22 protein-coding genes are annotated in these 25807 nt (G+C 34.1%); 3 read left to right on the forward strand and 19 right to left on the reverse strand.

The window, feature by feature from the left end:
* Window positions 1-205: 205 nt before the first annotated feature.
* The gene (locus BN349_RS08575; protein WP_019241881.1) at window positions 206-1150 is read right to left on the reverse strand and encodes a thymidylate synthase; all 945 of its coding nucleotides are present in this window, start codon (window positions 1148-1150) and stop codon (window positions 206-208) included.
* 90 nt (window positions 1151-1240) lie between these two features.
* Between BN349_RS08575 and BN349_RS08580 the strand changes: the two genes are divergently transcribed.
* Window positions 1241-1606: a GIY-YIG nuclease family protein gene (locus tag BN349_RS08580; protein WP_019241882.1), complete on the forward strand. Its 366-nt coding sequence runs from the start codon at window positions 1241-1243 to the stop codon at window positions 1604-1606.
* 446 nt (window positions 1607-2052) lie between these two features.
* Here BN349_RS08580 and BN349_RS08590 read toward each other — a convergent pair whose 3' ends face one another.
* The 10 genes from BN349_RS08590 to uraD form a co-directional block, all read right to left on the reverse strand.
* Window positions 2053-2913, reverse strand: coding sequence for an EamA family transporter (locus BN349_RS08590; RefSeq protein WP_019241884.1), 861 nt, complete (start codon window positions 2911-2913; stop codon window positions 2053-2055).
* Between the two features lie 163 nt (window positions 2914-3076).
* On the reverse strand, window positions 3077-3700 hold the full coding sequence (locus BN349_RS08595; protein ID WP_019241885.1) for a YpjP family protein: 624 nt from the start codon (window positions 3698-3700) through the stop codon (window positions 3077-3079).
* Window positions 3701-4076: 376 nt separating this feature from the next.
* On the reverse strand, window positions 4077-4847 hold the full coding sequence (locus BN349_RS08600; RefSeq protein WP_019241886.1) for a class I SAM-dependent methyltransferase: 771 nt from the start codon (window positions 4845-4847) through the stop codon (window positions 4077-4079).
* Window positions 4848-4849: 2 nt separating this feature from the next.
* Window positions 4850-5284, reverse strand: a complete 435-nt coding sequence (locus tag BN349_RS08605; RefSeq protein ID WP_019241887.1) for a BrxA/BrxB family bacilliredoxin — start codon at window positions 5282-5284, stop codon at window positions 4850-4852.
* A gap of 435 nt (window positions 5285-5719) precedes the next feature.
* Window positions 5720-7603: an ABC-F family ATP-binding cassette domain-containing protein gene (locus tag BN349_RS08610; protein WP_019241888.1), complete on the reverse strand. Its 1884-nt coding sequence runs from the start codon at window positions 7601-7603 to the stop codon at window positions 5720-5722.
* 5 nt (window positions 7604-7608) lie between these two features.
* Complete coding sequence (locus BN349_RS08615) at window positions 7609-8463, reverse strand: DegV family protein (RefSeq protein WP_019241889.1); 855 nt, start codon at window positions 8461-8463, stop codon at window positions 7609-7611.
* Between the two features lie 402 nt (window positions 8464-8865).
* The gene (gene tpx, locus BN349_RS08620; protein WP_019241890.1) at window positions 8866-9405 is read right to left on the reverse strand and encodes a thiol peroxidase; all 540 of its coding nucleotides are present in this window, start codon (window positions 9403-9405) and stop codon (window positions 8866-8868) included.
* Window positions 9406-9431: 26 nt separating this feature from the next.
* Complete coding sequence (uraH, locus tag BN349_RS08625) at window positions 9432-9791, reverse strand: hydroxyisourate hydrolase (RefSeq protein WP_019241891.1); 360 nt, start codon at window positions 9789-9791, stop codon at window positions 9432-9434.
* Window positions 9788-10777: a factor-independent urate hydroxylase gene (gene pucL / locus BN349_RS08630; protein ID WP_019241892.1), complete on the reverse strand. Its 990-nt coding sequence runs from the start codon at window positions 10775-10777 to the stop codon at window positions 9788-9790. The genes uraH and pucL overlap by 4 nt, the downstream gene beginning before the upstream one ends.
* 12 nt (window positions 10778-10789) lie before the next feature.
* Entirely contained in the window at window positions 10790-11296 is a 507-nt protein-coding gene (uraD, locus tag BN349_RS26745; RefSeq protein ID WP_019241893.1) for a 2-oxo-4-hydroxy-4-carboxy-5-ureidoimidazoline decarboxylase, read from the reverse strand.
* Window positions 11297-11518: 222 nt separating this feature from the next.
* On the opposite strand from uraD, the gene BN349_RS08640 reads away from it, so the two are divergent.
* Entirely contained in the window at window positions 11519-12733 is a 1215-nt protein-coding gene (locus BN349_RS08640) for a PucR family transcriptional regulator (RefSeq protein ID WP_019241894.1), read from the forward strand.
* 84 nt (window positions 12734-12817) lie between these two features.
* On the opposite strand, the gene BN349_RS08645 is transcribed toward BN349_RS08640, so the two are convergent.
* Window positions 12818-14041 (reverse strand): PucR family transcriptional regulator, encoded by a 1224-nt coding sequence (locus BN349_RS08645; protein WP_198286495.1) that lies wholly within the window; start codon window positions 14039-14041, stop codon window positions 12818-12820.
* Window positions 14042-14324: 283 nt separating this feature from the next.
* Between BN349_RS08645 and BN349_RS08650 the strand changes: the two genes are divergently transcribed.
* Window positions 14325-15671, forward strand: coding sequence for a nucleobase:cation symporter-2 family protein (locus BN349_RS08650; RefSeq protein ID WP_019241896.1), 1347 nt, complete (start codon window positions 14325-14327; stop codon window positions 15669-15671).
* 998 nt (window positions 15672-16669) lie between these two features.
* On the opposite strand, the gene BN349_RS08655 is transcribed toward BN349_RS08650, so the two are convergent.
* From BN349_RS08655 to BN349_RS08685, 7 genes are all read right to left on the reverse strand, one after another.
* The gene (locus tag BN349_RS08655; protein WP_019241897.1) at window positions 16670-17539 is read right to left on the reverse strand and encodes a class II fructose-bisphosphate aldolase; all 870 of its coding nucleotides are present in this window, start codon (window positions 17537-17539) and stop codon (window positions 16670-16672) included.
* Window positions 17540-17835: 296 nt separating this feature from the next.
* A complete protein-coding gene (locus BN349_RS08660; RefSeq protein ID WP_019241898.1) occupies window positions 17836-19092 on the reverse strand; it encodes an ArgE/DapE family deacylase in 1257 nt (418 codons plus the stop codon).
* Window positions 19093-19107: 15 nt separating this feature from the next.
* Entirely contained in the window at window positions 19108-20352 is a 1245-nt protein-coding gene (locus BN349_RS08665; protein ID WP_019241899.1) for an allantoate amidohydrolase, read from the reverse strand.
* Between the two features lie 293 nt (window positions 20353-20645).
* Window positions 20646-21536, reverse strand: coding sequence for a TIM barrel protein (locus BN349_RS08670; RefSeq protein ID WP_232423537.1), 891 nt, complete (start codon window positions 21534-21536; stop codon window positions 20646-20648).
* A gap of 88 nt (window positions 21537-21624) precedes the next feature.
* Entirely contained in the window at window positions 21625-23358 is a 1734-nt protein-coding gene (locus BN349_RS08675) for a thiamine pyrophosphate-binding protein (RefSeq protein ID WP_019241901.1), read from the reverse strand.
* Between the two features lie 22 nt (window positions 23359-23380).
* On the reverse strand, window positions 23381-24814 hold the full coding sequence (locus BN349_RS08680; protein ID WP_019241902.1) for a four-carbon acid sugar kinase family protein: 1434 nt from the start codon (window positions 24812-24814) through the stop codon (window positions 23381-23383).
* 44 nt (window positions 24815-24858) lie between these two features.
* The gene (locus BN349_RS08685) at window positions 24859-25806 is read right to left on the reverse strand and encodes a transketolase family protein (protein WP_019241903.1); all 948 of its coding nucleotides are present in this window, start codon (window positions 25804-25806) and stop codon (window positions 24859-24861) included.
* Window position 25807 lies beyond the last annotated feature (1 nt).

Raw genomic sequence — 25807 nt, forward strand, 5'->3', positions numbered from 1 at the left:
AACCAATATTGGAACTGATCTATATTTACATTTCATTAATGAAATGTATTATTTTTCTAATCAAATAAACACACTATATCATAATGATTTTACGATATCGAATCCATTATGTATAGAAAAGATTATAAAGAGTTAAAATCAATTTCAAAAAATGAAAAAAGACAACCATCTTTGAAAAAGGTTGCCTTTTTTATTTATTCTTATATTAAACAGCAACTGGTGCTTTTATTGCTGGATGTGGTTGATAGCCTTCTATAGAAATATCCTCCATTTCACAGTCAAAAACAGAAGAAAAATTATTACTTAATTGTAATTTTGGAAGTTCTTTTGGCTCTCTATCTAATTGGATATTCACCTGTTCTATATGATTACTATATATATGAGCGTCACCAAGTGTATGAATGAACTCACCAGCTTCTAATCCACATTCATGTGCAATTAAATGCGTTAATAACGCATAACTAGCAATATTAAATGGTACACCAAGAAATACATCTCCGCTTCGTTGATAAAGCTGACAAGATAATTTCCCTTCTATGACGTAAAATTGGAACAGTGTATGACAAGGTGGCAAAGCCATCGTTGGGATATCTTCAGGATTCCATGCAGAAACAATTAATCTTCTTGAATCAGGATTACTCTTAATCGTTTCAATAACATTTTTAAGTTGATCTATTGTATCATTTGAAGTTGTTTTCCATGCTCTCCACTGTTTACCATATACATCTCCTAATTCACCAAATTCAGCAGCAAACTCATCATTATTTAAAACTTCTTGAATAAAGAAAGCCATTTGCTCTTCATATTGCTTATTAAATTGTTCATCTGCTTGAGATCTAAGCCCAAAATCAGTCATGTCTGGTCCTCTATAAGAATCGCTTTCTACCCATTTTTTAAAAGCCCACTCATTCCAAATGTTATTGTTATGTTGTAGTAAATATTTAATATTCGTATCACCTTTAATAAACCAAAGCAACTCACTTGCAATTAAGCGAAATGGAATTCTTTTTGTTGTCAATAAAGGGAATCCTTCTTGTAGATTAAAGCGCATCTGATATCCAAAAGTACTGATTGTCCCAGTACCTGTTCGATCTTCTTTTTTCACACCATTTTGTAATACATGTTCACATAGTTCTAAATATTGTTTCAACGAAATAACCCCTCTATACAGTATAATATTATTTATTTTACCTTACTTTCTTAGCTTTTTTCAAAATGTTTCTGAAGGAGAATGATAATAATGGAATGGAATATTGATTCTAGCCATACTTTATATGCCGTATTTCTTACATTAAATGAGCCACAAGAAATTAAAATTGGAGCGTTGGGAACGTTTAACTTCCCTAAAGGGCATTATGTTTATATAGGCAGTGCAAAGAAAAATATAATCCATCGTACGAAAAGACATTTCGATGTTGATAAAAAAAAGCGCTGGCATTTAGATTATTTTCGCCCCTATACAATCGTTACAAAAATTCAAACGTATCAGCATGAAGGTGGAGAATGTGCATTAAGCGCCGATTTTGCTAAAAAAGGGCAATACTTTATCAAACATTTTGGTGCCTCTGATTGTAAATGTAAAGGTCATCTCATCCTTCTAGATTAATACTTAGAACCTTTTCCATAAATCATCATACAATACGATAGGTGAGATTATATGGAAAATCGAAATAAGTATAGCGACCATTTAGAAGACGTTCAAGAATTATATAAGGATTTAAACATGGATTCCTTTATCTATGTAGATATTTTCTTTTTTTCACTATTTTTAGGTATTTTCTTATTTAAACAAATCCACCACTATCTACTTCCATTCGTTATATCCATATCTTTTTATTTTTTCTTTTTTATTCTCTATAAACTATTTTTTAAAGAGAAAATGAAAAAATCATAGACTACATTTATCATACAAAAATGATGTAGTCTTTTTTTATTTATCCTATCTTGCAAAGTCATTTCAAGTCTCCATACATCCATTTAGAGGAACTCTATTCTTTTTTCCTGATCTTCGAATTGGCCTTTTACAAGGTAACCTCACAACACTAACAAAAGTCAAAATAAAAGAAATATCGTTCCAATCGTAATAATTATACAGCCAATTACTGTATTTTTCGTTGGCTTTTCTTTTAATATAATAACGCTTAAAATCATCGTAATAACTACGCTAAATTTATCAATCGGTGCTACAATAGATACTTTTCCAATTGAAATAGCAGCAAAAAAACATAGCCATGACAATCCAGTTGCCATGCCAGATAAAATTAAGAAAATATAACTTTTTTTAGAAATTGTTTTCATTTGAGTGTGCGTACGTTGAAAAAAGACAATTCCCCAAGCAAAAATAATAATGACGATTGTACGAATAAAGGTAGCCAAATTGGAATCCACATCTTCTATACCAATCTTGGCAAGAATGGCTGTTAATGCTGCAAAAATGGCTGATAGGAAGGCTAATACTATGTATGAATTAGAATATGATGTATTTGAACTCCTTTTTATTCTTCCTATTAAAACAAATGTACCTATTGTAATGATGGTTCCCCCGGCAATGACCATTGCTGTAGCTGGCTCACCTAAAATGATAAATGAAAGAAGAATTGTCATAACAACACTTGATTTATCGATTGGAACTACTTTTGAAACATCCCCTATTTGAATGGCTTTAAAATAACAAAGCCATGACAATCCAGTTGTTATACCAGATAAGACGAGAAAAATAAAAGCCTTTGTACTGATTAAAAAAATATTATCTAGCTGATTTGATACAACAACCATCATAAAAGCCATTATTAATACCACAATGGTCCTAATCGCCGTTGCTAAATTGGAATTCACATTTTTTATTCCAATCTTAGCAAGAATCCCCGTTAATGCAGCAAATAAAGCTGCAAGTAATGCCAAAACAATACTCATGTTCATCATCTCTCTATCTATTATTTATCCATTACTTAGTTTAACTCATTACCGTTAAATAATCACTCTAATTGATATTGATTATCAGTAAAGAATATGCATATTCTTTTTTAGGAATAGTAATAAAAGAAAAAAGCACCAACTACAATAAGGGTGCTTTTTCTTAATTTAACATATATTCTCTTTGTTCTGCTCCCCAATTTGGAGGCGTGTTTTTGTCCCAATAGATACTACCTAAACTATGATGGGTTTCATAATTATCTTGGCTGGTATGATAATGAAAATTAAACCAATAACCTTGTTGAGGGGGATTTTCTCTTCTTACATGGAATCGTATTATGTCTTTACCAGATTGTTTATTATAAATATGGAAGATTTTCTCTCCCATTCCTTTAGAAGGCTTTTCAGAAATACCGATATACACTAAATCTTCATCTGAACAATTCTCAATGTAATTCGAAATAGTTTCTTCCATTTTAGGAAGGATAATCGTATTAAATTCTTCTTCAATACGAGGTTTAATTCTTTCACCAAATTTACTATAGCTACTTTCTTCTGCTTTTTCATACAAATCTTCTAAAAGTTTTTCTCTTTCACTTGTTTCTTTAATTGTTGGAAACGTTGCTGTTGCAACAGAATAATCTCGTTCTTCTTGTAGACTTTTTTTACCAGGCTTATTAGCCGAGGCTTCATCTTGCCAATGGAAATCATCTGGAGATACTAATCCTAAAGTTAAAATGGACAATAGTATAACAAAACTTCTTTTCATCCAATTAGGGATACTCATACTATTACACCTCATTAATAGCTTTCTACAATTCTAATATACACGATTACCTACTTAATACGAAATAAAATGATAGAGGTTTCATGTTTTTTCACAAATTAATTCGTTTATTTCATATTTTAGAAGAAATAATGACTGACTTTCTAATTATTATCATATATTTGGGGTAATGACAGTGTTAAGGGAGGTTTTGTAATGGAATGGGCAATTGTTATACTAATCCTCATTATCTTTGAATTAGGCTATTTTATGTACCTATGTTTTGCAGATTAGGATAAATACTGCTTTTATACATACTCTCCTCTTAAATTTTCCAGTATACAAATTAGGGGCTCTTCAAAAGGAATCGACGATAACTTTTGAAAAGCCCCATTATTTAGACCTCAATTATACCATAATGAAATTTAGCTGTTTTTCTAATTTGTTGATGAAAACCAAATTGCTGAAAACGAGTACTTCTAAAATGGTCCTTCAATACAACCCTCTTTCTAGCAACTCTCTTAGCCTCTACAATCGTTTCTTCCGTTAAGCAAGAAAAATTTGTAAAAGGTGAGATTGTTTGCAAAGCATTAGATTCCTCAATACTTTCCTCAAACATCGGATCAAAATAAACCACATCAACACTTCGATCATTCATGGAAGTTAGAATAGAATAATGATCATCATTTACCACTTGAATTCTTCTCATACTTTCCACTATCTCGATATTATGATCGTTCCAACTCTGTAGACCTTGTTTTGCCATGTAAGATAGCACTGGACTGGATTCTACTCCGATAACATGCCCTCGCTCCTTCACAACAAAACTTGCTACAATACTATCTGCTGCAAGTCCTAAAGTACAATCTAATATACTACTTCCTTCTTCCAAACCAGTTGCATCAATAAAAGGATCTGCTTCCCCTTTTATTAATCTTTTGACCCGAATCATTGCTAAATTAGGATGAAAAAAGTACGGTTCATTTCCGGTGACATTGTATAATTGTAGCCCGTCTTTTCCTACAATTAATACATTATCATAGGTTGTAAGAAGATTTGCTATAGACTTTTTGTTACGCGAAATATAGGAAGCCTGTAAATCTTTAGCAACATTTTTGGCTTTTAATATATAGCTGTCATTCGTACGACCACCTGTAGTTACAATCATTATTATGAAAGATGGTCCCGAAAGCTTTGTTCGATGTTCGATCTTATTTCATCAATAGTATGTCCTTCAATTTCATGTCTTGGGATAAAATGAACACACTCTTTTCCTTTGAATAAAGCCATTGATGGTGAAGAAGGCTCAATATCAGCCATGTATGATCTCATCTTAGCTGTTGCTGCTTTATCTTGACCAGCAAATACAGTAATCGCTGCTGGCTTATTACTTGCTTCTGACAAGGATTGAACAGCAGCTGGTCTTGCTAAACCAGCAGCACAGCCGCAAACACTATTAATAACAACAAATGTATATCCTTCAGCCTTTTCCATATAATCTGCAACAGCATCTTCTGTTGTTAACTCCGAAAAACCTGCATGTAATAATTCATCCCTCATCGGTTGAGCCACTTGTTTCATATATTCTTCATATGCATTAGACATATAACATTCACTCCAATTATTGATTTTGTAAATAATAATAAGCATACTACAAATATGTGTTCTTTAAAAGAAAGGATACTTTTTTATCACCTTGCTACTCTATTGTCTATATTGCTATGAATACAAGCAATCGAGGAACCAAACCAGCAAATTATCAAGTATTGAGAGATAATATAACAATACCAGCCGTATAAGTCGAACTTGCATTTATTGATTGCAAAGAAGAAAATGAAAAGCTTGCCTCACCTCTTTATCGGTACAAAGCTACCGAAGCCATTTATCTAGGTATTCTAGATCACTATAAAGACAAAGGCCATAATGTTACTACTAAATTATCTAATATCGTGGCCGATTAACATGAGGTACTAATGCAATCTGTTTCATCAAAATAAAGGGCACCTCTAGTGTTTCCATCACTATGAAGGCGCCCCCTTTTTAACTATTCTCAACAATTTCGGATAGATATTCCCATCTTTCCATTAATTTCTCTAATTGTTCATTTAATTCATTTTGTTCTTCCATTAATTGTTGACCCTTTGTAAAGTCGCTGCCTATTAACAGTAGGTCCTCTTCTATTTTGCCTAATTTTTCTTCAACCTTTTGGATATCATCTTCAATGGTATCCCATTCTCTTTTTTCCATGTATGAAAGTTTTTTCTTTTTCTCTTTCGGTTCAGATTTTTCAATCGATGTTTCTACAATCACCTTTTGCTCTTTTTCAGGCGTTAACGACTGTAGGTAATCACTATATTCACCGAAGTATGAATCAATTTGTCCATTTCCTTTGAATATAAGCAATTCAGATGCTACCTTATCAAGAAAATAACGATCATGAGAAACAGTAATGACTACTCCAGAGAAACCATCTAAAAAGTCTTCTAATACTGTTAAGGTTTGAGTATCTAGGTCATTGGTTGGCTCGTCAAGTAATAAGACATTTGGTGAAGACATTAATATTCTGAGCAAATACAATCTCCGCTTTTCCCCACCGGATAGCTTATAGATTGGTGTTCCATGAGTATGCATTGGAAATAGAAACTTTTCTAACATAGCGGAGGCTGAAATATAACTACCATCCTTCAATTGAATACTTTCAGCTTCCTCACGAATATATTCAATCATTCGTAATTTTTCATTCATATCTTCATTTTCTTGCGTATAAAAACCGATTTTAACCGTTTGCCCCTTATCTACTTCTCCACTATCAATTTCTTCTCGATCAGCTAAAATACGGAGTAATGTGGATTTACCGGTTCCATTATTTCCAATAACCCCTATACGATCCCCGCGCTTAAACAATCTAGATAAACCAGCAATTACAACTTTTTGTCCATACGACTTAGAGATATTCTTACATTCGATTACCTTCCTACCAAGACGAGCGCCGGCAAGTTCTATTTCTAGACTTTCAGTTGATGATTGACGATTCACATCATTTTCTATCTGTTCGAAACGTTGGATTCGAGCTTTTTGCTTCGTTGTTCTAGCTTTTGCTCCCTTTCTCATCCAAGCAAGTTCATTTTTATATAAACTATGCAATTTAGCAGCTGATGTTTGTTCATTTTCTTCACGTATCGCTTTACTTTCTAGAAAGCTCTCATAATTACCTTTATATTCAAATAATGTTCCTTGATCGAGTTCCCAAATTTTCGTAGTAATAGAATCAAGAAAATAACGATCGTGGGTAACAAACAAAACCGAATTTGGAAATTTATTTAGATATTCTTGAAGCCATTGAATACTAGAGGCATCTAAATGGTTCGTAGGCTCATCAAGGATTAATAAATCTGGTTGTTCAATCAATGCTTTAGCTAATGCAGCTCTTTTCTTTTGGCCACCTGATAAAGTTCCGATTTTTAATGAACCATCCGGAAGATTCAGCTTATTTAGTATTACTTTTCCTTCTGAACTTCTGTCCCATCCTTTTTCAACATCCATTCGATGCTGTAATTGTAGTAATTTATCTTGTAGATTTTGATTTTCTGGATCTTTCTGTAGCTGTAAAAGTGCATCCTCATACTCTCTAATCAGATTAAATAAGGGTGTATCACTAGCGAATAAGAAATCGACTATTGTTAATGAATCATCGTAGGTCGGGTCCTGTGCCAAGTATGAAATTCGATAATCCTTAGGAGAAATAATTTCACCGTTATCACTTTCTTCAAGACCTGCTATCAATTTCATAAGTGTTGATTTACCGCATCCATTAACTCCTATAATCCCTACTCTTTCTCCCTCTGAAATAGAAAAAGAGATGTCAGTCCACAAAGTTTTTTCTGCCATTTGTTTTGTTATATGTTCTGCTGTAAGTATTTTCATTATGATTAGATCTTCTCCTTAAACCAACTTATACCTATTGTATTCCCTCCTGCATGAACACCAATTGCTGTCCCTAAAGGATAAATATGCACCTTTAGCTGAGGAAATGAATGTTTAATTTTTTCTACCCATTTTTCAGACTGCTTTATTGATTGTCCATATAAAATCAAGCATTCGGAAATTTGATATTGTTCCACTGCATGTTGAAGTTTTTTAAAAATAATTTTATCCGTATGTCTGTCATTTCTAGCAATATCTTGAATCTCAAGCTTTCCTTTTAATAGCGAAATAATTGGTTTGATTTTGAGAATGTTTCCAAGAAAATATTGCAATGAATTCAATCTACCACTTCTATGTAATTGTTCTAAACTACCTATCAAAACATACGTTTCATTGCTATTTCTTAATCTTTTGGCCTTACGGATTATTTCTTCAGGCTGATCTCCTTGCCTTTGCCAACTAATCGCTTTTTTCATTATATATGTCATTGGATAAGACAACAACCAAGAATCAAAAGTTGTTACAGGTATTTGTACCAAGTGACTAGCTTGAATACTTGATGAAACTGTTCCGCTTAACTTTTCTGAAATTAAGAAAGAGTATACACGTTCATATTTCTGTTTGTGTAAACTATCGTACATATGAGTAAATTGTCCAACAGATGGCTGTGATGTTGTAACGATTGCTTTTCTTTCTTCCATTACTTGATACAGATCTGCATTTGTTATATCAATACCATCATTATAATCTTTCCCCTCTATATGTATTTGGATTGGAATAACATAAAGGTCTTCATTATATTTTAACTCTTCATCTAAAAATCCTGTACTATCAGTTACCCAAGCAACTTTTTCATTCATCCACTTTCACCTCTGCTACCAGAATATTATTTCTTTCACGTAACCCTTTCCATTAACTATCTTGCAGCTAATGCTACTCTTACAAGATTAGAAGCATATACTTTAGGGGCTTATGGTATCGAAAGTGGTCAACTGAATCTTCTACAATATTTATATATATGAATATTGTAGATTACTAACTTACGATAGAAAACATCTTTTTAGAAAAAATTGTAAAAACAGTAAAACCACTTACCCTGACTGAGAAAGTGGTTTTTACTTTTATATAATTCATAATAAAATCTATAGAATGCCGTCCTTTGTTTCCATTTTAAATGAGGATTATGGAAATACTCACAATCATTCCACATCCAATTTCTTCTATTATATACATTTTTATACCATGGATATAGAAAGGGATGATTATCTTGTGGCATTTGGCTGATCTAATGTTTCTTTAGCAGCTTTAATAGCTGCATCATAATTCGGGTGATTTGTTACTTCTGGTACATATTCGACGTATGTTATAGTATCATTTGCATCAATTACAAATATAGCTCGGCACTCTAATCGATGTTCTTTCATATAAGTCCCATATGCTTTCCCAAATGACATCTCCAGATGATCAGACAGTACAGTTATCGATTGAGCCCCATTGCTCTCACACCATCTTCCTTGTGCAAATGGCAAATCAACACTCACTGCTAGTATTACAACATCATCCATTAGCTTAGTTGCTTCTTCATTAAAGCGACGTGTTTGCATATCACAAACACCTGTATCAAGTGAAGGTACAACCGTAATCATTCGTGTCTTCCCTTTAAAATCCGAAAGAGTAACTTTTGTCCGTTCTTTTGTTAGTAATTCAAAATCAGGAGCCTTCTCTCCAATCTTAATCTCAGGTCCAATCAAAGTTACAGGATTTTCTGCCAACGTAACGACTCCAATGCGTTCTTGTATCATAAAAGTCTCCTTTTTTATCATTGTTTCTAACTACCTCTATAAGTGCTATATCCCCCAGGAGCTACCAGTAGTGGAACATGATAATGTTGTTGATTACTCCCAATTCCAAAACGAATGGGTACTTTATTTAAAAAAGGTAATCCAGAAGATATTGTATGTTCGCCATTTAAATAATCTCCGACATAAAAAACCAGCTCATATTCTCCCGTTTGCATTTCTTCACCACTGAGAAGAGGGTTATCCATTCTTCCATCATCATTTGTGTATTTTGTCTTCAATAAAGTGCGAACATCATTATCTCCAATTAACCATAATTCAATCTGTAAATCCTTTGCAGGCATTCCTTTAGATAAATCTAAAACGTGAGTAGTCAATCCACCGCTCATTTTTGTGAGGCACAGGCAGTGTCAGAAACTGCTGCTTCCTTTTTAAGATCTTCTTGTGTAACAATAAAACCTTGGAAACCGTATGGAGGACGAGGCTCCTGATACACACTCCCTTCAGAATTAGGGATATTCTCAACAACTGTTTCCCATGTACGATTATTTGTTTTGAATTGAACTTGGGAAAGTTGAGGAAAACGCTCAAGAATTCTAAGTCCAATTTGATAAATTAGCTGCTGAATAGAACGATTATCCAACTCGTGGAAGACAGAATTGGCGATATCACGAATCTGTTCAGCCGCTACATATTTCTCTGGATTCGCACCAGTTGCATCCTCAAAGTTCGTATACTGCCAATCGAAATCAAGATAAATAAATAACGGACGATCATATGCTTCGGGTAAAGTGGTATATTCATCTTGGATAAACCCGTAAAATGAACTACCTTTAACCTTAATAAGTTGAACACCTGCGATGCCACTTGTATGCTTCACAACCTGATTTCCAGTGTCCGTTCTCTCTACCTCAATTGTTGTTGTTGCAAACTCATTTCTTGAACGACGATAAACTAATCCACTAACTTCTAACTTATCTCCGTTTGGTACGAGTACATGATCAAAAGGAATTTCATTAGCAGTAAGCTCTACAGCATCAACATGATCGTATTTATCAAGAAAGCGATTACAAATAAACCTAATAAAACCTTCAGCTGTAGTGCCTTGATAATTTGCCGCTTCACGTTGAATAAAGTTTTTCATTGAATCAGTTGCAACAACAAGGCTATTATCTCCTTCAGTAAAAGAAGTTAAGAAAGCTTCTCCTTTAAGCCCTATTTGGCAATTTAATCCAAAAATCACATTACTTCTTTCTGTGAAATTTGATTCTGGTATTTGTTTAACACCTGTTAGTGGTTGTAAATATGTGCGATATACAAAAACATCCCCTTTACCATAGAACATTACTCGTTTCTCATTCTCTTTATTACTCATATTAATTCCTCCTTAGTTATTAATAAATTGATCTAATCGATGTGAAGCAATATAGTTAATCTGCTTTATGGCTTGTTTTTTTTCTACTTCAGGATTTTCAAGCATACGTTTTTTCATAGCATCCTTAATCGAATGTTTATCATGATTACGTACGGCTATTATGAATGGGAATCCAAACTTTTCTTTATAGCTATGGTTAAGATTAAGAAATTCAACATACTCTTCATGTGTAAGCTTATCCAATCCTGCAGTTGACTGTTCTTTAACTGAAGCTTCCGCCATATCAATTCGTGCAGCTAAGTCTGGATGAGATCGAATCAAAAGAAGTTGATCAATATCAGAAGCCTTTTGCACAATGTCAGACATGGATTTTTTCAAATGATCTAAGGAGCGAAATGGTTTTTCATACCATGTACGTTCTGCTACCCAAGGGGAAAGCTCATATATCCACCCTAGAGATTCGATGAACGCTGTTTGATTCATAGTATTTAGTTTTCCTAGACTAATAGAGATATCCATCCCCTCCTTCCTTCAAGTAATCCAACTATTTAGTCTGATAAATCAGAAATTTAAGTTAATTATAAAATTCCATTAGCTTCTTGTCATTATCTGAATAAGACAAATAATGGCCTCTTATATTGTTCTCTCCGCACAACAAATTTACATTTTTTGTAAATGTTTAATTGACTAAAACACACACATGACAAATAATGGAATTGAACAATATGAAAGGTGGAAGGGTTGATAAACTTGAATTTCACATTAGCTAAAGCATTAGAAATCCCCATTTTAAAGCAATGTAAAATATTAGCTGGAATGGATGGGCTGAATAAAGAAATCAAATCTGTAAATAGCTTCGACGCTCCTGATGTCCTTTCTTGGCTAAAGCCTGGAGAACTAGTACTCACAACAGGATATATTTTCCAAAAAGATATCAATCAGATTATTGAACTGACAAAGGAATTAGCAAAGAAACAATGTGTAGGATTAGGTATAAAATTAAATGGTATTCCTAGTGATTTATTACAAATAGCTGACCAATTAAACCTACCCATTCTTGAAATACCTCCCCATCTCTCTTTATCCGACATCATGTTTCCAATCCTAAAAGAAGTTATAGCCGTACAGAAAGAACAGCAGGAACTCAATGCTAGAGCTAAATTTATATATCGAATAATAAGTGCGGATTTTCAACAAGAAGATGCAATCTTTACGGAAGGAACGAGCCTTGGATTACAGCGTAACGGAGGATTTGTTTGTGTTGTCTTACGAATGATGCAACAAAAAGAACAGTATCAAGACGAATTTACTTACAACCATTTCCAGCAATTCACAGAAAAAGTTAAGCTCCAGTCTGATATAGATATGTTAACTACAGAAATGAATAACGATACCATAATCATCTTACATGACAATGGTAAATCAGACAGAAATGAAATCAATTATTTTGTAAAACAAGTGAGTAGAGAATTCATTCAAAATATCTCACACATAACCCCATCGATTCGAGCAAATATTGGAATCGGAACTTATCAGGTTGGTTTAAATAAAGTAGTGAAGAGTTATCAAGAGGCTACAAGAGCCATTGAACTTGGTAATAAACTATCTTCAGTTGAAAATATCCATGATTATTTTGGATTACAAGCATACAATATCCTGCAATATGCTCCCCAAGATGTGCTAGAGGATTATGTATACAGTTACTTGCATCCTCTGATCCAACAAGATGCTGAAACAAAATCTGATTTAGTAAACACGCTTGATACATATTTTCGCAGTGGACTTCGTCCAGCAGATGCTGCAAGAAGACTAGGTATTCATCGTAATACTATGCACTTTCGTATAAAACGAATTAAAAACCTGTTACACATAGATTTCAGCTATGATCAATTGATTTTTGAGCTTAAACTAGCTTTATACGCTAAACGTTTGATTTCAGAAAAAACACTACAATAATCACAATGGATTTTAAAAGACCACCATGCATGTAATAATGATGGCGGTCTTTTACTCTTCCAAAACATTTCATTTATCAAAACATTACATTCCCGTTGTCATTCCTAATAATTTTGCAGCTTTTAAACTTAGTTGAAGTCTGAAATGAACCTCTCCATCACGTAAGTCTATACTAAGAAGCTCCTCAATTTTCGCTAACCGAAACTTCACAGTATTTCGATGAACAAATAGCGCCCGAGATGTATCTTCCATTTTCCCTCTTGAAAACAAGTAAATTTCTAATGTTTTAACAAGCTCGCCATTATTGTCTTTATCATATTGAATGATTGGACTAAGAGTCGATTCTACAAATTGAGCGAGAGCATTATCCTGAATACTACTCAGTAAACTATCAACTTCAAATTTACAAAACTCAAATATTTTTGATTTAGCCAGTAGATGATCCTTCAATCCTAGACGGATAGCTTTATTCGCCTCTTCAAATCCTTCGGGAATTTTTAATATATCATGCTTTTCCTTGCTAATCCCTATAACTAAAGAATGACCTGGATAAACTTCATAAACATATTTCTCAAGTTGTAAAGCAAAAAATTTAACTAGATTACTTAACCGATTTTCAACTTTCAATCTTTTATTTTGAACAATAACCCATTGATAATCTAGTTCAACACTTATAAGATTTAAATCCATTTCATGCTTAATGAACGGAATGACATTTTTATACAAATCATTAATATCATACGGGAATACCACTCTTTCACCATTGAAGTTGGATTCAATACGAAGTACTATAAAGTCGTTTCCAGTATAAAACCCTAATTCCTTTAGCTGATTAGATACTATTCTTGAATCTGTTAGTTCTCTTTTTATAATACTATTAAATACATCTCTTTTTCGTGTATAAGATTCATTCGTGTTCTCAGTAAGAATGATTTCTTTTGTTAAGCTATAGAGCAGGTCTGACAATGGAGCTTCGTATGGAATCACTAATATAGGGAGCCTATACCGATTTGCCTCCAGAATCATCTCTTCGGGAATAGCTGTTAAAAACCTATGTACTTTAATTGCTAATCCAGCACATCCTCTTTTTGCTAGTTCTCCAACTAATTCTACCTGCGCTTTTAAATCGTCTTTAAACACATAGCCAGTTGTTAATAGTAACTCTCCACTTTTTATCAATGAGATATCAGGATTATCCATGATACTTACTGAGCTGATCATTCGATTCAATCCTTGCTCTCCAGCCACAACTTTAAATTGATCTAATACTGACGTCTTTAAAGCGTTTGCAACAGTAAAGTTCAACATATCCCCTCCCATTTTCTTAATTATAATCACAAATGAAATAAAATAATATCCAATTTTTTCAAAAATAACTTGTTTTCACTTTCGTTATAGTGTTAATATTCTGATTAAAGTAAAAATGTAAATACTGTTTCTTAATAAACAACAAGAAGTAACTTTTTAATACTAGTTTTTGAAATTGTATTTATAAAAATAATTGAATTTTTAGAACGGAGGGATGTCAAAATTATACAAATATAGTGATTAACACTATTTTAAAAGATAAAAACCAATAAGGAAGAATAGTATGGATAATATAGGTAAATTAAAAATGCTAATGTTAGGTTTCCAACATGTTTGTGTAATGTATGGTGGAGCGGTCGCTGTCCCTCTAATTGTAGGTCCGGCTATTGGCTTAACGCCGCAACAGCTCGTTTATCTAATTTCATTTGATTTACTTTCATGTGGAATCGTTACATTAATCCAAGTTATCGGTGGTAAAGGTTTTGGAATTAGGCTACCCGCTCTTATGGCCGTTTCTTTCATTGTAGTTGAACCAGTAATAGCTATAGGTAAAATCCATAGTATAACAGGTGTATTAGGTGCTGTTATGGTCTCGGGTTTGATCGTGGCACTTCTGTCAAAATACATTGGTAAACTAGTAGCATACTTTCCACCTCTTGTCGCTGGATCCGTCATTCTCATTATTGGTGTTTCTTTAATGCCTGTAGCCATGAAAAATGCCGCTGGAGGAGCGGGTTCATCTACATTTGGTGATCCAATTAACTTACTAATCGCAGCATTAACACTTATTTGCTTTCTAATCATTAACACGTTATCTCGCGGATTTATGAAAGCGATTTCTATTTTAGTGGCCATGCTGATGGGAAGCATTTTAGCAGGATTTTTAGGAATGATTAATACATCAGCGTTGAATGATGCAAGCTGGTTTACAATGGTCACACCTTTTTACTTTGGTATGCCAACCTTTGATATATCATCTATCATCACAATGACGATTATCGCATTGATAATTGCAATCGAAAGTATAGGAGTATTCTTAACACTTGGAGAAGTCTGTAAAAAAGAAATAACAGAAAAGGATGTGGAAAAAGGATTACGTGCAGAAGGAATCGGAGCATTAATAAGTGGCGTATTCAATTCTTTTAACCATTCTACTTTTTCACAAAATGTTGGTCTCGTCCTGCTCACAAAAGTTACACAGCGTTCCGTTGTTATCGCAGCTGGATGTATTCTAATCGTTCTAGGATTAGTTCCCAAAGTTGCAGCTGTTACAACAATGATTCCATTACCTGTACTTGGTGGAGCTATGATTCCTATGTTTGGTATGCTCTTATCTGCCGCTTTAGGTATGATAGCTAAAGCTGATCTAAGCAAACCGACCAACCAAATTACAATTGCCATTGGAGTAGGTGTAGGACTAGCAATAAAAGGTGTTCCAGACGCTTTTGTTAACTTCCCTGAAACTATTCATTTACTTTGTGGAAATGGAGTGGTTATGGGTACTTTAACCCTTGTTATTTTAAACGCCATCTTAAATGGAAAAACAAAAACTACCCACACGGAAATACATCTAAAACCCCAAGATCAGACCAATTTAGCAGAAATGCAGCCAATCATTAAGGCAGATTGAGTATATACCCTTATAAAAAATAGCCGGCAAAGCAATTCTCTAAGGGCATATAAACAAATTTGTCTTTCAACATCTCTTATTATAACCTTATTCATAAAATTGTAAAATAAAAGAAAATATAAATAATATCATCTCCTTTTTCTATACATGAAACGATAGATTGATACGGATTGGTAGGATTGACAGTTTCATACTATTCATACTTTTGAACTATCAATACAACTTCATTTAAATTCATTTTATTAAGCAACTGTTTCTCCGGTGTAATACTTATATCAGAATAAAGATATCTATCTTTATATCCGATATGAAGAAGAGCAAGGTGAATTTATTATTTCATAAGGCTTTTTGTTACCTATGAACGCATTAGTGAATATAAACTTCTTGCTAAATCTATTAGAAAACAGCCTTCATCAAAGATTAATATGGAATCCTCTGATTAGTCATGACCTTCTCAGAGGATTTTTTTCTAACAGGATATTACTTTGTTTGCTCTAAACAAGCAGAGAGTATAGGATGAGCCTGTATCTCACTTCAAGAATTAGCTTTCCCCAGGAAGGGAGCTGAAGCCTTATCGACATATAGTATACCTGTATGGTCTCACCTATACTACTCCCGACTTGAGTCTCATAGCTTTCACTACATTCAATCTTAATATGCTTTTTCATTCACAATCTTATAAAAAAAGAACCATCTATCAGATAGCGATCTACAAGAAATATGTATCAGGAAATCCGCAAGACTACTGCTTGAAAATTGAGAACGACAATTCTCAAAAGTTTGAGGAACAAGTACAACAAAAAATTAGACATTACTTCCTACATTCTTTAAGAAAGTAAAAAATAGTTCATTCTTCAAATCACTATCATGTTATTAAAATACAAAAAAGCAGAAAAAATTTCCGCTAAGCAATAAGAGTACAATAATCGAATCATTCTTTTAATTTTTATAAAATACTATTAAATAAATCTATTATCCATTATTATATCAGTTACTATTTATGATACAAATACTGTCTTTGATTGGTTTGAAAATAATTGAATATATTTCTCCATTACACTCATCATTTCCATTTGCATTCGCTCATTTAATAATGAAAGATGAGGAATTCTTTTCTCTTCCACACTAAAATCTAGCTGATTTTGAATACTAGTAACAGCAGCTATGGAAATTTCAGTGTTTATATTAATTTTGCGGATTCCCCGATTTATTGTTTCTATTAATAGTTTCTCAGGTGTTCCTGAACCGCCATGTAAAACGAGAGGCAAAGAAGTAAGATTGTGAATGCTTTGAAGACGATGTAAATCAATCTCTGGTTCGCCTACATAAAGTCCATGTACAGTACCGATAGCTGGGGCGAGAAAGTCGATGTTCGTCAATTCGATAAACTTCACTGCTTGCATCGGGTCTGTTAATATGTTGTCCCCTTCCTCTTCGTCAGAGTGCTCTCCTTTAGCAATAGAACCTAACTCAGCCTCTACAGATACCCCTGTTTGATGTGATAGTTCAACAATTTCTTTCGTTTTTTGTACATTTTCTTCAAATGAAAATTGTGAACCATCATACATAACAGAGGTAAATCCATGTTTAATAGCCGAAATAATAGATGTTTTGTTATAGGCATGATCTAAATGTAAACAAATTGGAACTTTTACTTTTCCAACCATCATTTTTACGATATTTGCAAATACCTCTATCTCTATATAATTCAAATAACGTTCACCTAACGCTAAAATAACAGGACATTTCATTTTTTCAGCAGCCGATATAGCAGCCTTTATGGTTTCCCAATTATAAACACTAAACGCCGCTACAGCATAGTTATTTCTCTCAGCGTCTAATAGGACTTCTTTCGTATTGACAAGCATACGACACCCCCACTTTATATGTTTTCATCTCATAATATTTTAAACGACTATGATTCAACGTAAATATTACTTATCTCTCATTCAGAAATTTAAGCTATAATGACTTATTACTTACTAAAAACAATGTGCTACGAGCTCTGTCCTGTGCATCGCTTACTTTTACCCTTTGCCCTGAAATAAGGAATAGTATGAAATCACATAAAATGTAAGAGGGTGTCCATCAATGTTTCTTTTTGGACACCCTCTTATCTATAATCATATCTATTTAGTAAAGGGGAGTAATAGATAAGGATTGATTATTTTTTTAATAATAAATCATATAAACTTAGAGCAACAATTTTAGTAGCTTTAATAACATCATCTACTCGAACATGTTCGTCTGCTCGATGACCATTTGCCTCAATAAGAGAATGCGGACCGGCACCAAATAATACTACAGGTACACCAGCCTCATAGAAATGACGTGCATCAGTATAAAGAGGAGAACCTGTTACTTCAAGCTCACCACCCATAATATCATGCCAATTAGAAGAAATAGATTGAACTAATGGCGAATCTGTTGAAACAGGTCCAAAACTATTAGCTAATAAGACTCTCTTAATCTCAATTTCAATTCCTTCAAAGTCAGTAATAGCTTCTCTTAAAGTTTGGCGAAGCGTATCTTCAACTACTCGTGGATCTTCTTCTGGAATCATACGTCTATCTAAACGAATTGTACATTCATCTGGCACAACATTTGTATTTATTCCGCCTTTTATTAAACCAACTGTTAATTTAGGAGTACCGATGCCTGGGATTGCTGATACAGTGCTTCCTAAGGTCTTACGATGTTCATAAAGTGTTTGCAATACTTGAGTAGTGGCTTCTAAGGCATCATAGCCTGTTTGTGGCTCTGCAGCATGTGCTGATTTTCCTTTTACTTTGACCTCTAAATGAAGGCAACCATTATGAGCATTTACTAATGAATACGTAAATCCTGGACAAATAGCAAGATTAGGTTTTACATATCCATGATCTAAAACCCACTTAGGACCTATGTCTCCACCTGTTTCCTCATCAAATGTAAATGCAAGTGAGACTTTCCCAGAAAGCTTTTCATTTAATTGACGTAATGCCAAAACAGCGAACGTATAAGTAGCAATATCTGATTTTGAAACAGCTGCTCCACGTCCGTATAACTTACCATCTACAATGTTTCCACCATAAGGATCTTGAGTCCAACCAAGTCCTGGCGGAACTACATCACCGTGTGAATTAAGTGTAATTTCGAAATCTGTATTATCACCGAATTGCTCATAAGCAATAACATTTGAAGCTCTAATCATGCCTACCGCTTTTACTTCCTCTTCAGGCACTTCCTTTAGTAATACTTCTTTAAAATCAAAATCTTTTAACTTTTTATCAAGAAACTCTGCTAGTTCTTGGCAATCTCCCGGAGGATTATCCGATGGTATAGCAACAATCTCTTGTAAAAATTGAATTAATGAATCCTTATTATTTTCAATAAATTGTACAATTTGCTGTTTTTCAGCACTTAACGTTTTTGTACTCATTTTTTTGTCTCCTTTTTATGTTTTATTAGCAATTTTTAAAACGGTTGAATATAATACTTCAGCACCAGCTTCTACATCTTCAACTGTTACACATTCATCTGGATGGTGACTTAACCCATCTTTGCACCTTACAAAAATCATCGCGACCTCAGTAATATCTGCCATTGCCATAGCATCATGACCTGCACCGCTAAATAATTTGATTGGATTTCCACCACTTTGGATTATGGCTGCTTCTATAATTGAATTGAAACGATCGCTGCAAACAACAGGATCGGCCTCCATTACCTTTTCAAATGTAATTTGCAACCCTCTAGATTTACATATTTTCTTACTTTCTATTAATATTTCATGAATAGCTGATTCTTTTCTTGTTTTATCAATATCACGGATATCCAATGTTCCTTTTACTAAACTTGGAATAACGTTACTAGCCCCTGGATGTACCAATAACTTTCCAACCGTAGCAACTAAAGGTCTATTTTTCCACATCACCGATTCAATATATTGAATCAGTTCAGCTGCCCCAACCAATGCATCTTGTCTCAGTTCAATTGGAACTGTCCCCGCATGGCCTGCTTTACCTTCTATCTCAAAAGAAAACCTAGTAGCACCAGCAATACCAGATACTACTCCTACAGATTGATTCTCATTTTCAAGAACAGGACCTTGTTCAATGTGTAATTCTAAATAACCTAAAACATCTTCTTTTTTCTTTCTACACATCAGATAGTCTAATGGATTAATCCCGATCGTTTTTAACGCTTCTGCAATAGAAATTCCATCCTCATCTTTTCTTTCTAAGTCAACATCTGTAAGGGTTCCAGCAATTGCTCTACTTCCCAAAAAAGTAGAATGAAAACGAACACCTTCTTCATCACAGAAACCTACAACCTCTATAGGATGGTCTAGTATGATACCACTATCAAATAAGCTTTGAACAACTTCTATGCCAGTGATTACTCCTAGCATACCGTCGTATTTTCCACCTTCAATAACGGTATCCAAATGAGAACCTATAATAAGAATTGGTGCATCTGGATTTTCCCCTTCGTACCGACCAATAATATTATTAAGTCCGTCCTTCCGAACAGTCATGCCGGCCTCATTCATCCACTTTTCAATTAAAATTCCGGCCTTTGCACTTTCTTCAGTAAAAGGTAACCGAGTGACACCAATGGAGGAACATGAGCAGGATGCTAACTCCTCAGCTCTTTCAAAAATTCTCTTACCACTAATTTTGTGCTGTACCTTCTCCAATACTTTCACTTCCTTGGCCATAGCTTAAAAATTATTGTACAGGTAAGTATTTTCATTGTTGTTTATTAAGAAACCTCGTTTCTTTCAATTTATATAATCATACCATTCTATAAATCTATAATCAACGAAATTTCAGAAAATTTACTTTATTGATTAATTTAGTCATTTAAGGAATTGATTACCTTTTGTTGGTATCATTTTACGATATAAATAGACAAACTAGCGACAAGCTTATATGCCTGTCGCCAAGTTTTATATACATTCAAAGTACTAATTTAACAAATAAAATACTTCTATATTAATACTCTGCTTTTTTGACTATGAACTAGGCTCCATGCATCTATCAATGTACGTTTTGATTGGGCAATAACAATATCAGAAGATTCCGAACCAACAGGTTTTACTTCAAAGGCAACAATATTTTTATTTCCTTCACCAATATATCCAATCTCTAACAATGCACGTAAGTAATTAGCTAATTCCTCTACATCGTTCTCGCTTCCTGGATAACCAAAACGAGGATGTTGATCGCCATAAGCTGGATCCTTTGGATCTTTAATATAGCAGTTACCGATATGAGCATGGTTAATAAAATCACGTGTTACCGTTAAAGCATCTTTTGTTGTTTCACGCTGCATTGGTAAATGACTTAAGTCTATCATCAATCCAAAGCTAGGATCTACTTTCCTTACTTCCTTTGCTACCTCAACAGCTAGTTTATTCGAACCAATTAAGCATTTTTTATCCGTTTCATCATCAAAAGTCTCTAATGATAAAACTAAATCTCCCTTAGATCTTGCATATTCAGATAACTCTTTAATAGAATCCGTTAATAATTGAAGTGCTAGATCTTCCTGTTTTTCAGGCTTGGAACCACTTAAAAAGCCTATTTTAGATGCTTTCATCTCATATGCTTGGTCAATAGCTCCTTTTACAAGATTAATAGCTACTTGACGTTCTTCTTCATTGAAAGAGTTTAAATTCCCTTTATTTCGTAAAAGTATAGGTTGTGCTCCAAAGCCAACTGACATCCGACCAGAAGATAAAAGTTGTGCTACTTCCTTACGATCTTCTGTATTATTAATAGATGTGATTTCAATTCCAGAAAAAAAGTCATCTGTTACAATTTTTTTAATCGTTTCAACTGTTGGACCATCTCCTCCCATCGTTTGAGGATATGCCATAAAATGAACGATTCCTACTTTCATATAATTATGAAGATTTGATGTCATATTAACGCCGATAAAGCGGCTTCCCTCCTTTATTGTTTTCTTATTTTTTAGAATATTCAAAACCTGTTAATGTACCATCATTCGAGAATCCACAAACTGCGTCCGGCGCAACAAGAACTTCTATTAAATAAGGCTTTCCACTCTCAACAGCACGTTTTAATGCTGGTTTAATACCATTATAATGAGTCACAAGTTCACCTCTTACACCCATTCCTTCTGCTGTCTTAACAAAGTCAATCCCACGTTCTTCATTGTCACATAACTCATTTTTATAAATTAAATCCGTCGAGATATCACGCTCATCATAGAACCAATTTTGCTGTTGACGGATTAACCCCAATAGACTGTTATTCATCACAAATACAATTACAGGAATATTATGCTTCGCAGCTGTTGCTAAGTCTTGTAAGGACATTCCTAAACTTCCATCTCCAACAATGTTGACACTTTGTCTTTCTGGAAATGCAAGTTTTGCTGCCATTGCTGCACCAAGACCCCAACCCATTGTTCCAGCTCCACCTGTGATAAGGTACGTGCGTGGAACGTATGTTTCAAACAACTGACAAGACCAAATTTGACTTAGACCGCAGTCATGTGAAACAAAAGCATCACGATCTAGATATTCTCGAAGCTCGCGTAAAGCACGTTCTGGTCTAATCGGAAGATCTTCATAATCTGTTTTACGAGCATGTTTTGTTCTTTCTTCCGTTAAATCTATTTTTGTATCAGTTTCAGCTGTTGCTGCGACATCAATACCTAACTCTTTATAAGCTTTCGCTAATTTAGCCATAAAAGTTTTAACATCAGACACAACGCCCAATTCCGTTGACACTACTTTCCCAATTTCCTTCTTTTCAATATTTACATGAATGATTTTTGCATCATGTTTAAATATTTCAACATTACCTGTACTACGATCAGCAAATCTTCCACCTAAATTAATAATTAAATCCGCTTCAAGAATTGTTTTGTTTCCAAATGGCGTATCGAGCATAGTTCCCATACGACCTGCAAATAATGGATGATCATTCGGGAATGTATCAATACCCATACATGTTGTTACTACTGGAATTTGAAGTGTTTCAGCTAGGTCCTTTAATTCTGCTGTAGAATTAGAAAGATTAATCCCACCACCTGAAATAAAGACAGGCTTTTTCGCTTCCTTCACAAGTCCAAGAACTTTTTCAATATCTTCATCGGTTGCTTGTGGATGAACATCGGATTGACTAGATGCTATTAGTTCATCTAAATCAACTTCAATTTCAACTTTCTGTTGATCAAGAGGAAGGTCTATTAAAACAGGGCCTTTTCTTCCAGTAGTGGCTGTCTCCCAAGCCTCATGAATTAATTCTGCAGCTTTTGTGCCATCTGTTAAAATGTACGAAGCCTTTGTTACCGGTTTCGCCATTTCAACGATTGGTGCTTCTTGAAATTGCATAGTTCCAATAAGAGTAGATTTTTGTTGACCAGTTAAAGCGATCATTGGGATAGAATCCATCCATGCGCCATATAAGCCTGTTAAGAAGTTAGTTCCTCCTGGACCAGATGTTGCTGCACAGACTCCTACTTCCCCAGTTGCTCTCGAATAACCATCTGCCATAAAAGCGCCTGTTTGTTCATGCCGAACAACATATGATTGAATATTAGTTTTTTCTCGAATGGCATCATAAACCGGTAAAATAGCTGCTCCCGGTACTCCATAAATATGCTTTACTCCTCTTTTTTCTAAGTAAAGAGCAATCGCTTCTCCTGCTGGCATTTTTTGCTTCGCCATACTAACACACACTCCCTTTTCTTTATCTAAAATTTTCTACAACTTTTAGAATTGCATCTCTATCTCCTACATTTCCTGGAAAAACAATATAAGGCGTATCTATGAAACGAGCCTCCTTTCCAGTTAACCAGACCGGTACACCTGCTATAACTTGCCCTAAGATTTTGGCATGTTTAATTTCTAAACCTTTAGTTGCAATGTCACTAGAAGTAATGCCACCTTTCGCAATGATAAAGCGAGGTTTAATTTCTAAAGCTCGAACAATTTCAACCAAGGCACTGGATATAGATTGACTAATTATTAAATTGTCATCCTTTCCTTCAACTGTAATTACCTTTCTACTTGTATAAATAATCGTATCTTTCTTCAACAATAAATTTTCTTCTAGTTTCTTTATTACGCTATGAAGTTCTGTATCTCTCAACCGTTCATTCAATATTTTAGGAACATTTACCTCGATAACCTGAATAGGATACTGATCCATAATGACCTCAATTTGCTCAGTCGTTTTCTGTGTATGTGAACCAACTATAATTAGTCCACCATAATTTTCATCTAAGGCAGTCATATCTTGTGCAGTTAGATAAGGACGGCTTTCTATTCCACCAAAAGATTTAATCCAAGACGCCGCCGTTCTAAATAAAAAGTGCTTCCCTACATCAATAGCTCTTAATACTGCCAGTGATACAATATCTAAATCATCATAGGACACTGCGTTCACAATAATAGGAGCATTTTGTTTGGCTTTAAGAAGAATTTCATAAACTTTATCAGTACCTCCACTTCGAATATCCTCAATCGAAATATTCAACACTTCATTCGCCGAAATCTTCCCATTTGTTTTTTCTTCAATCCAATTTGGTAGAAAAGCAGTTGAAAATCCAAAAACAGCATCATTCGAAAACTCAGTAGAGGATACAGGGACAAGCTTCCCACTTTCAGCAAGATAGTGCGTATCTTGGATTGTATAACGATGTGCCTCAAAGAAAGCAGGTACAAGTAAATGTCCAGATACTTCAATATCAGCACCATTTAATAATTCACTTTCTAAGACATTAATTTCTAATGGATAATGTCCTCGAAGGGTAGAATCACTTCTGCTTATCAACGAAAATTTTATCTGAAGTTCCTTAGAAACTTCACAAAGATTTCGCACAATCTCTTGATTTATTCGTTTTGTTTTCTCTGCTGAATAACTTCGTGTATTCGTTAAAATGTAAAGAACATTTCTATTATCACTGAGACCTTTTTTAATCCATTCTTTACTCCAATCTGTAACCACGTATATATCATGTACAGTTTGAACACCTGTTGGATCATCATCTAAAACAATCAGCTTATAATTAGAGTTTTGAAGCGTTTTTCTTATTTTTTCTCTTGCTTTTTCAATCTTCTTAACGGGGGATAAGTCCGCGAGAACCTTATCAATTGGCTGATAATCTACTATTTGATTCAAGATATAACCTCCTTCCTTAAAGTTATTTAAATGCTAATGATCATTTAGTTAACAACTTTTGATTCTAATAACTCATAAACAGTAGATACAATTTTATGCGCTCTTAATTCAAAGAAATCCAATAACTCAGGCATTTTACCAGATACACCAAAGCGATCATTTGTACCAATTCTTTTTAAAGGAACAGGATAATTTTCAGAAAGTACTTCTGACACAGCACTTCCTAATCCACCAATAATCGAATGCTCTTCTACTGTCACTACATGTTTTGTTTTTGATACAGATTTTACAATGGCTTCTTTATCAATTGGTTTGATAGTATGAACATGAAGCACTTCAGCGCTTATACCTTGTTTTTCTAATTCTGACGCTGCTTTAAATACTTCATCAAGCATAATACCGGTACTTATAATCGTTACATCTGATCCCTCACGATAGAGAGTTGCTTTTCCAATTACAAATGGATCTTCTTTTTTTGTTACAATTGGAACTGGTAATTTACCTACACGTAAATATAATGGACCATCAAAATGGTAAGCAGCTTCAACAGCTTTTTCCATTTCAAGAGAGTCTGCCGGAACAACTACAGTCATTCGTGGTAAAGTACGCATTAATGAAATATCCTCAAGCGGAAGATGTGTAGCACCCTCCTGAGCAGCTGAAGTTCCAGCATTATGCCCGATAATTTTCACATTGTTATTCGAGTAACATACAGAGATTCTCATTTGATCAAATGCGCGTCCTGTTAAAAAGTTTGCATATGCGTTAGCAAATGGTACTTTGCCTGCAATCGCTAGACCTGCAGCCGTACCAACTAAATCACACTCTGATATACCAATATTAAAAAAACGTTCTGGAAATTGGTTTTTAAATAGATTTGTCATATTCGATTTTGCACAATCAGCATCCAACACTACCAAATCTTTATGTTTCTCTCCAAGTCTAATTAATGCTTCACTATATCCTTGACGTGGTGCGATCATTTTTTCCATC

The organism is Bacillus sp. AP8, from assembly GCF_000321185.1.
GTDB classification, from domain to species: domain Bacteria; phylum Bacillota; class Bacilli; order Bacillales; family DSM-1321; genus Bacillus_AD; species Bacillus_AD massilioanorexius.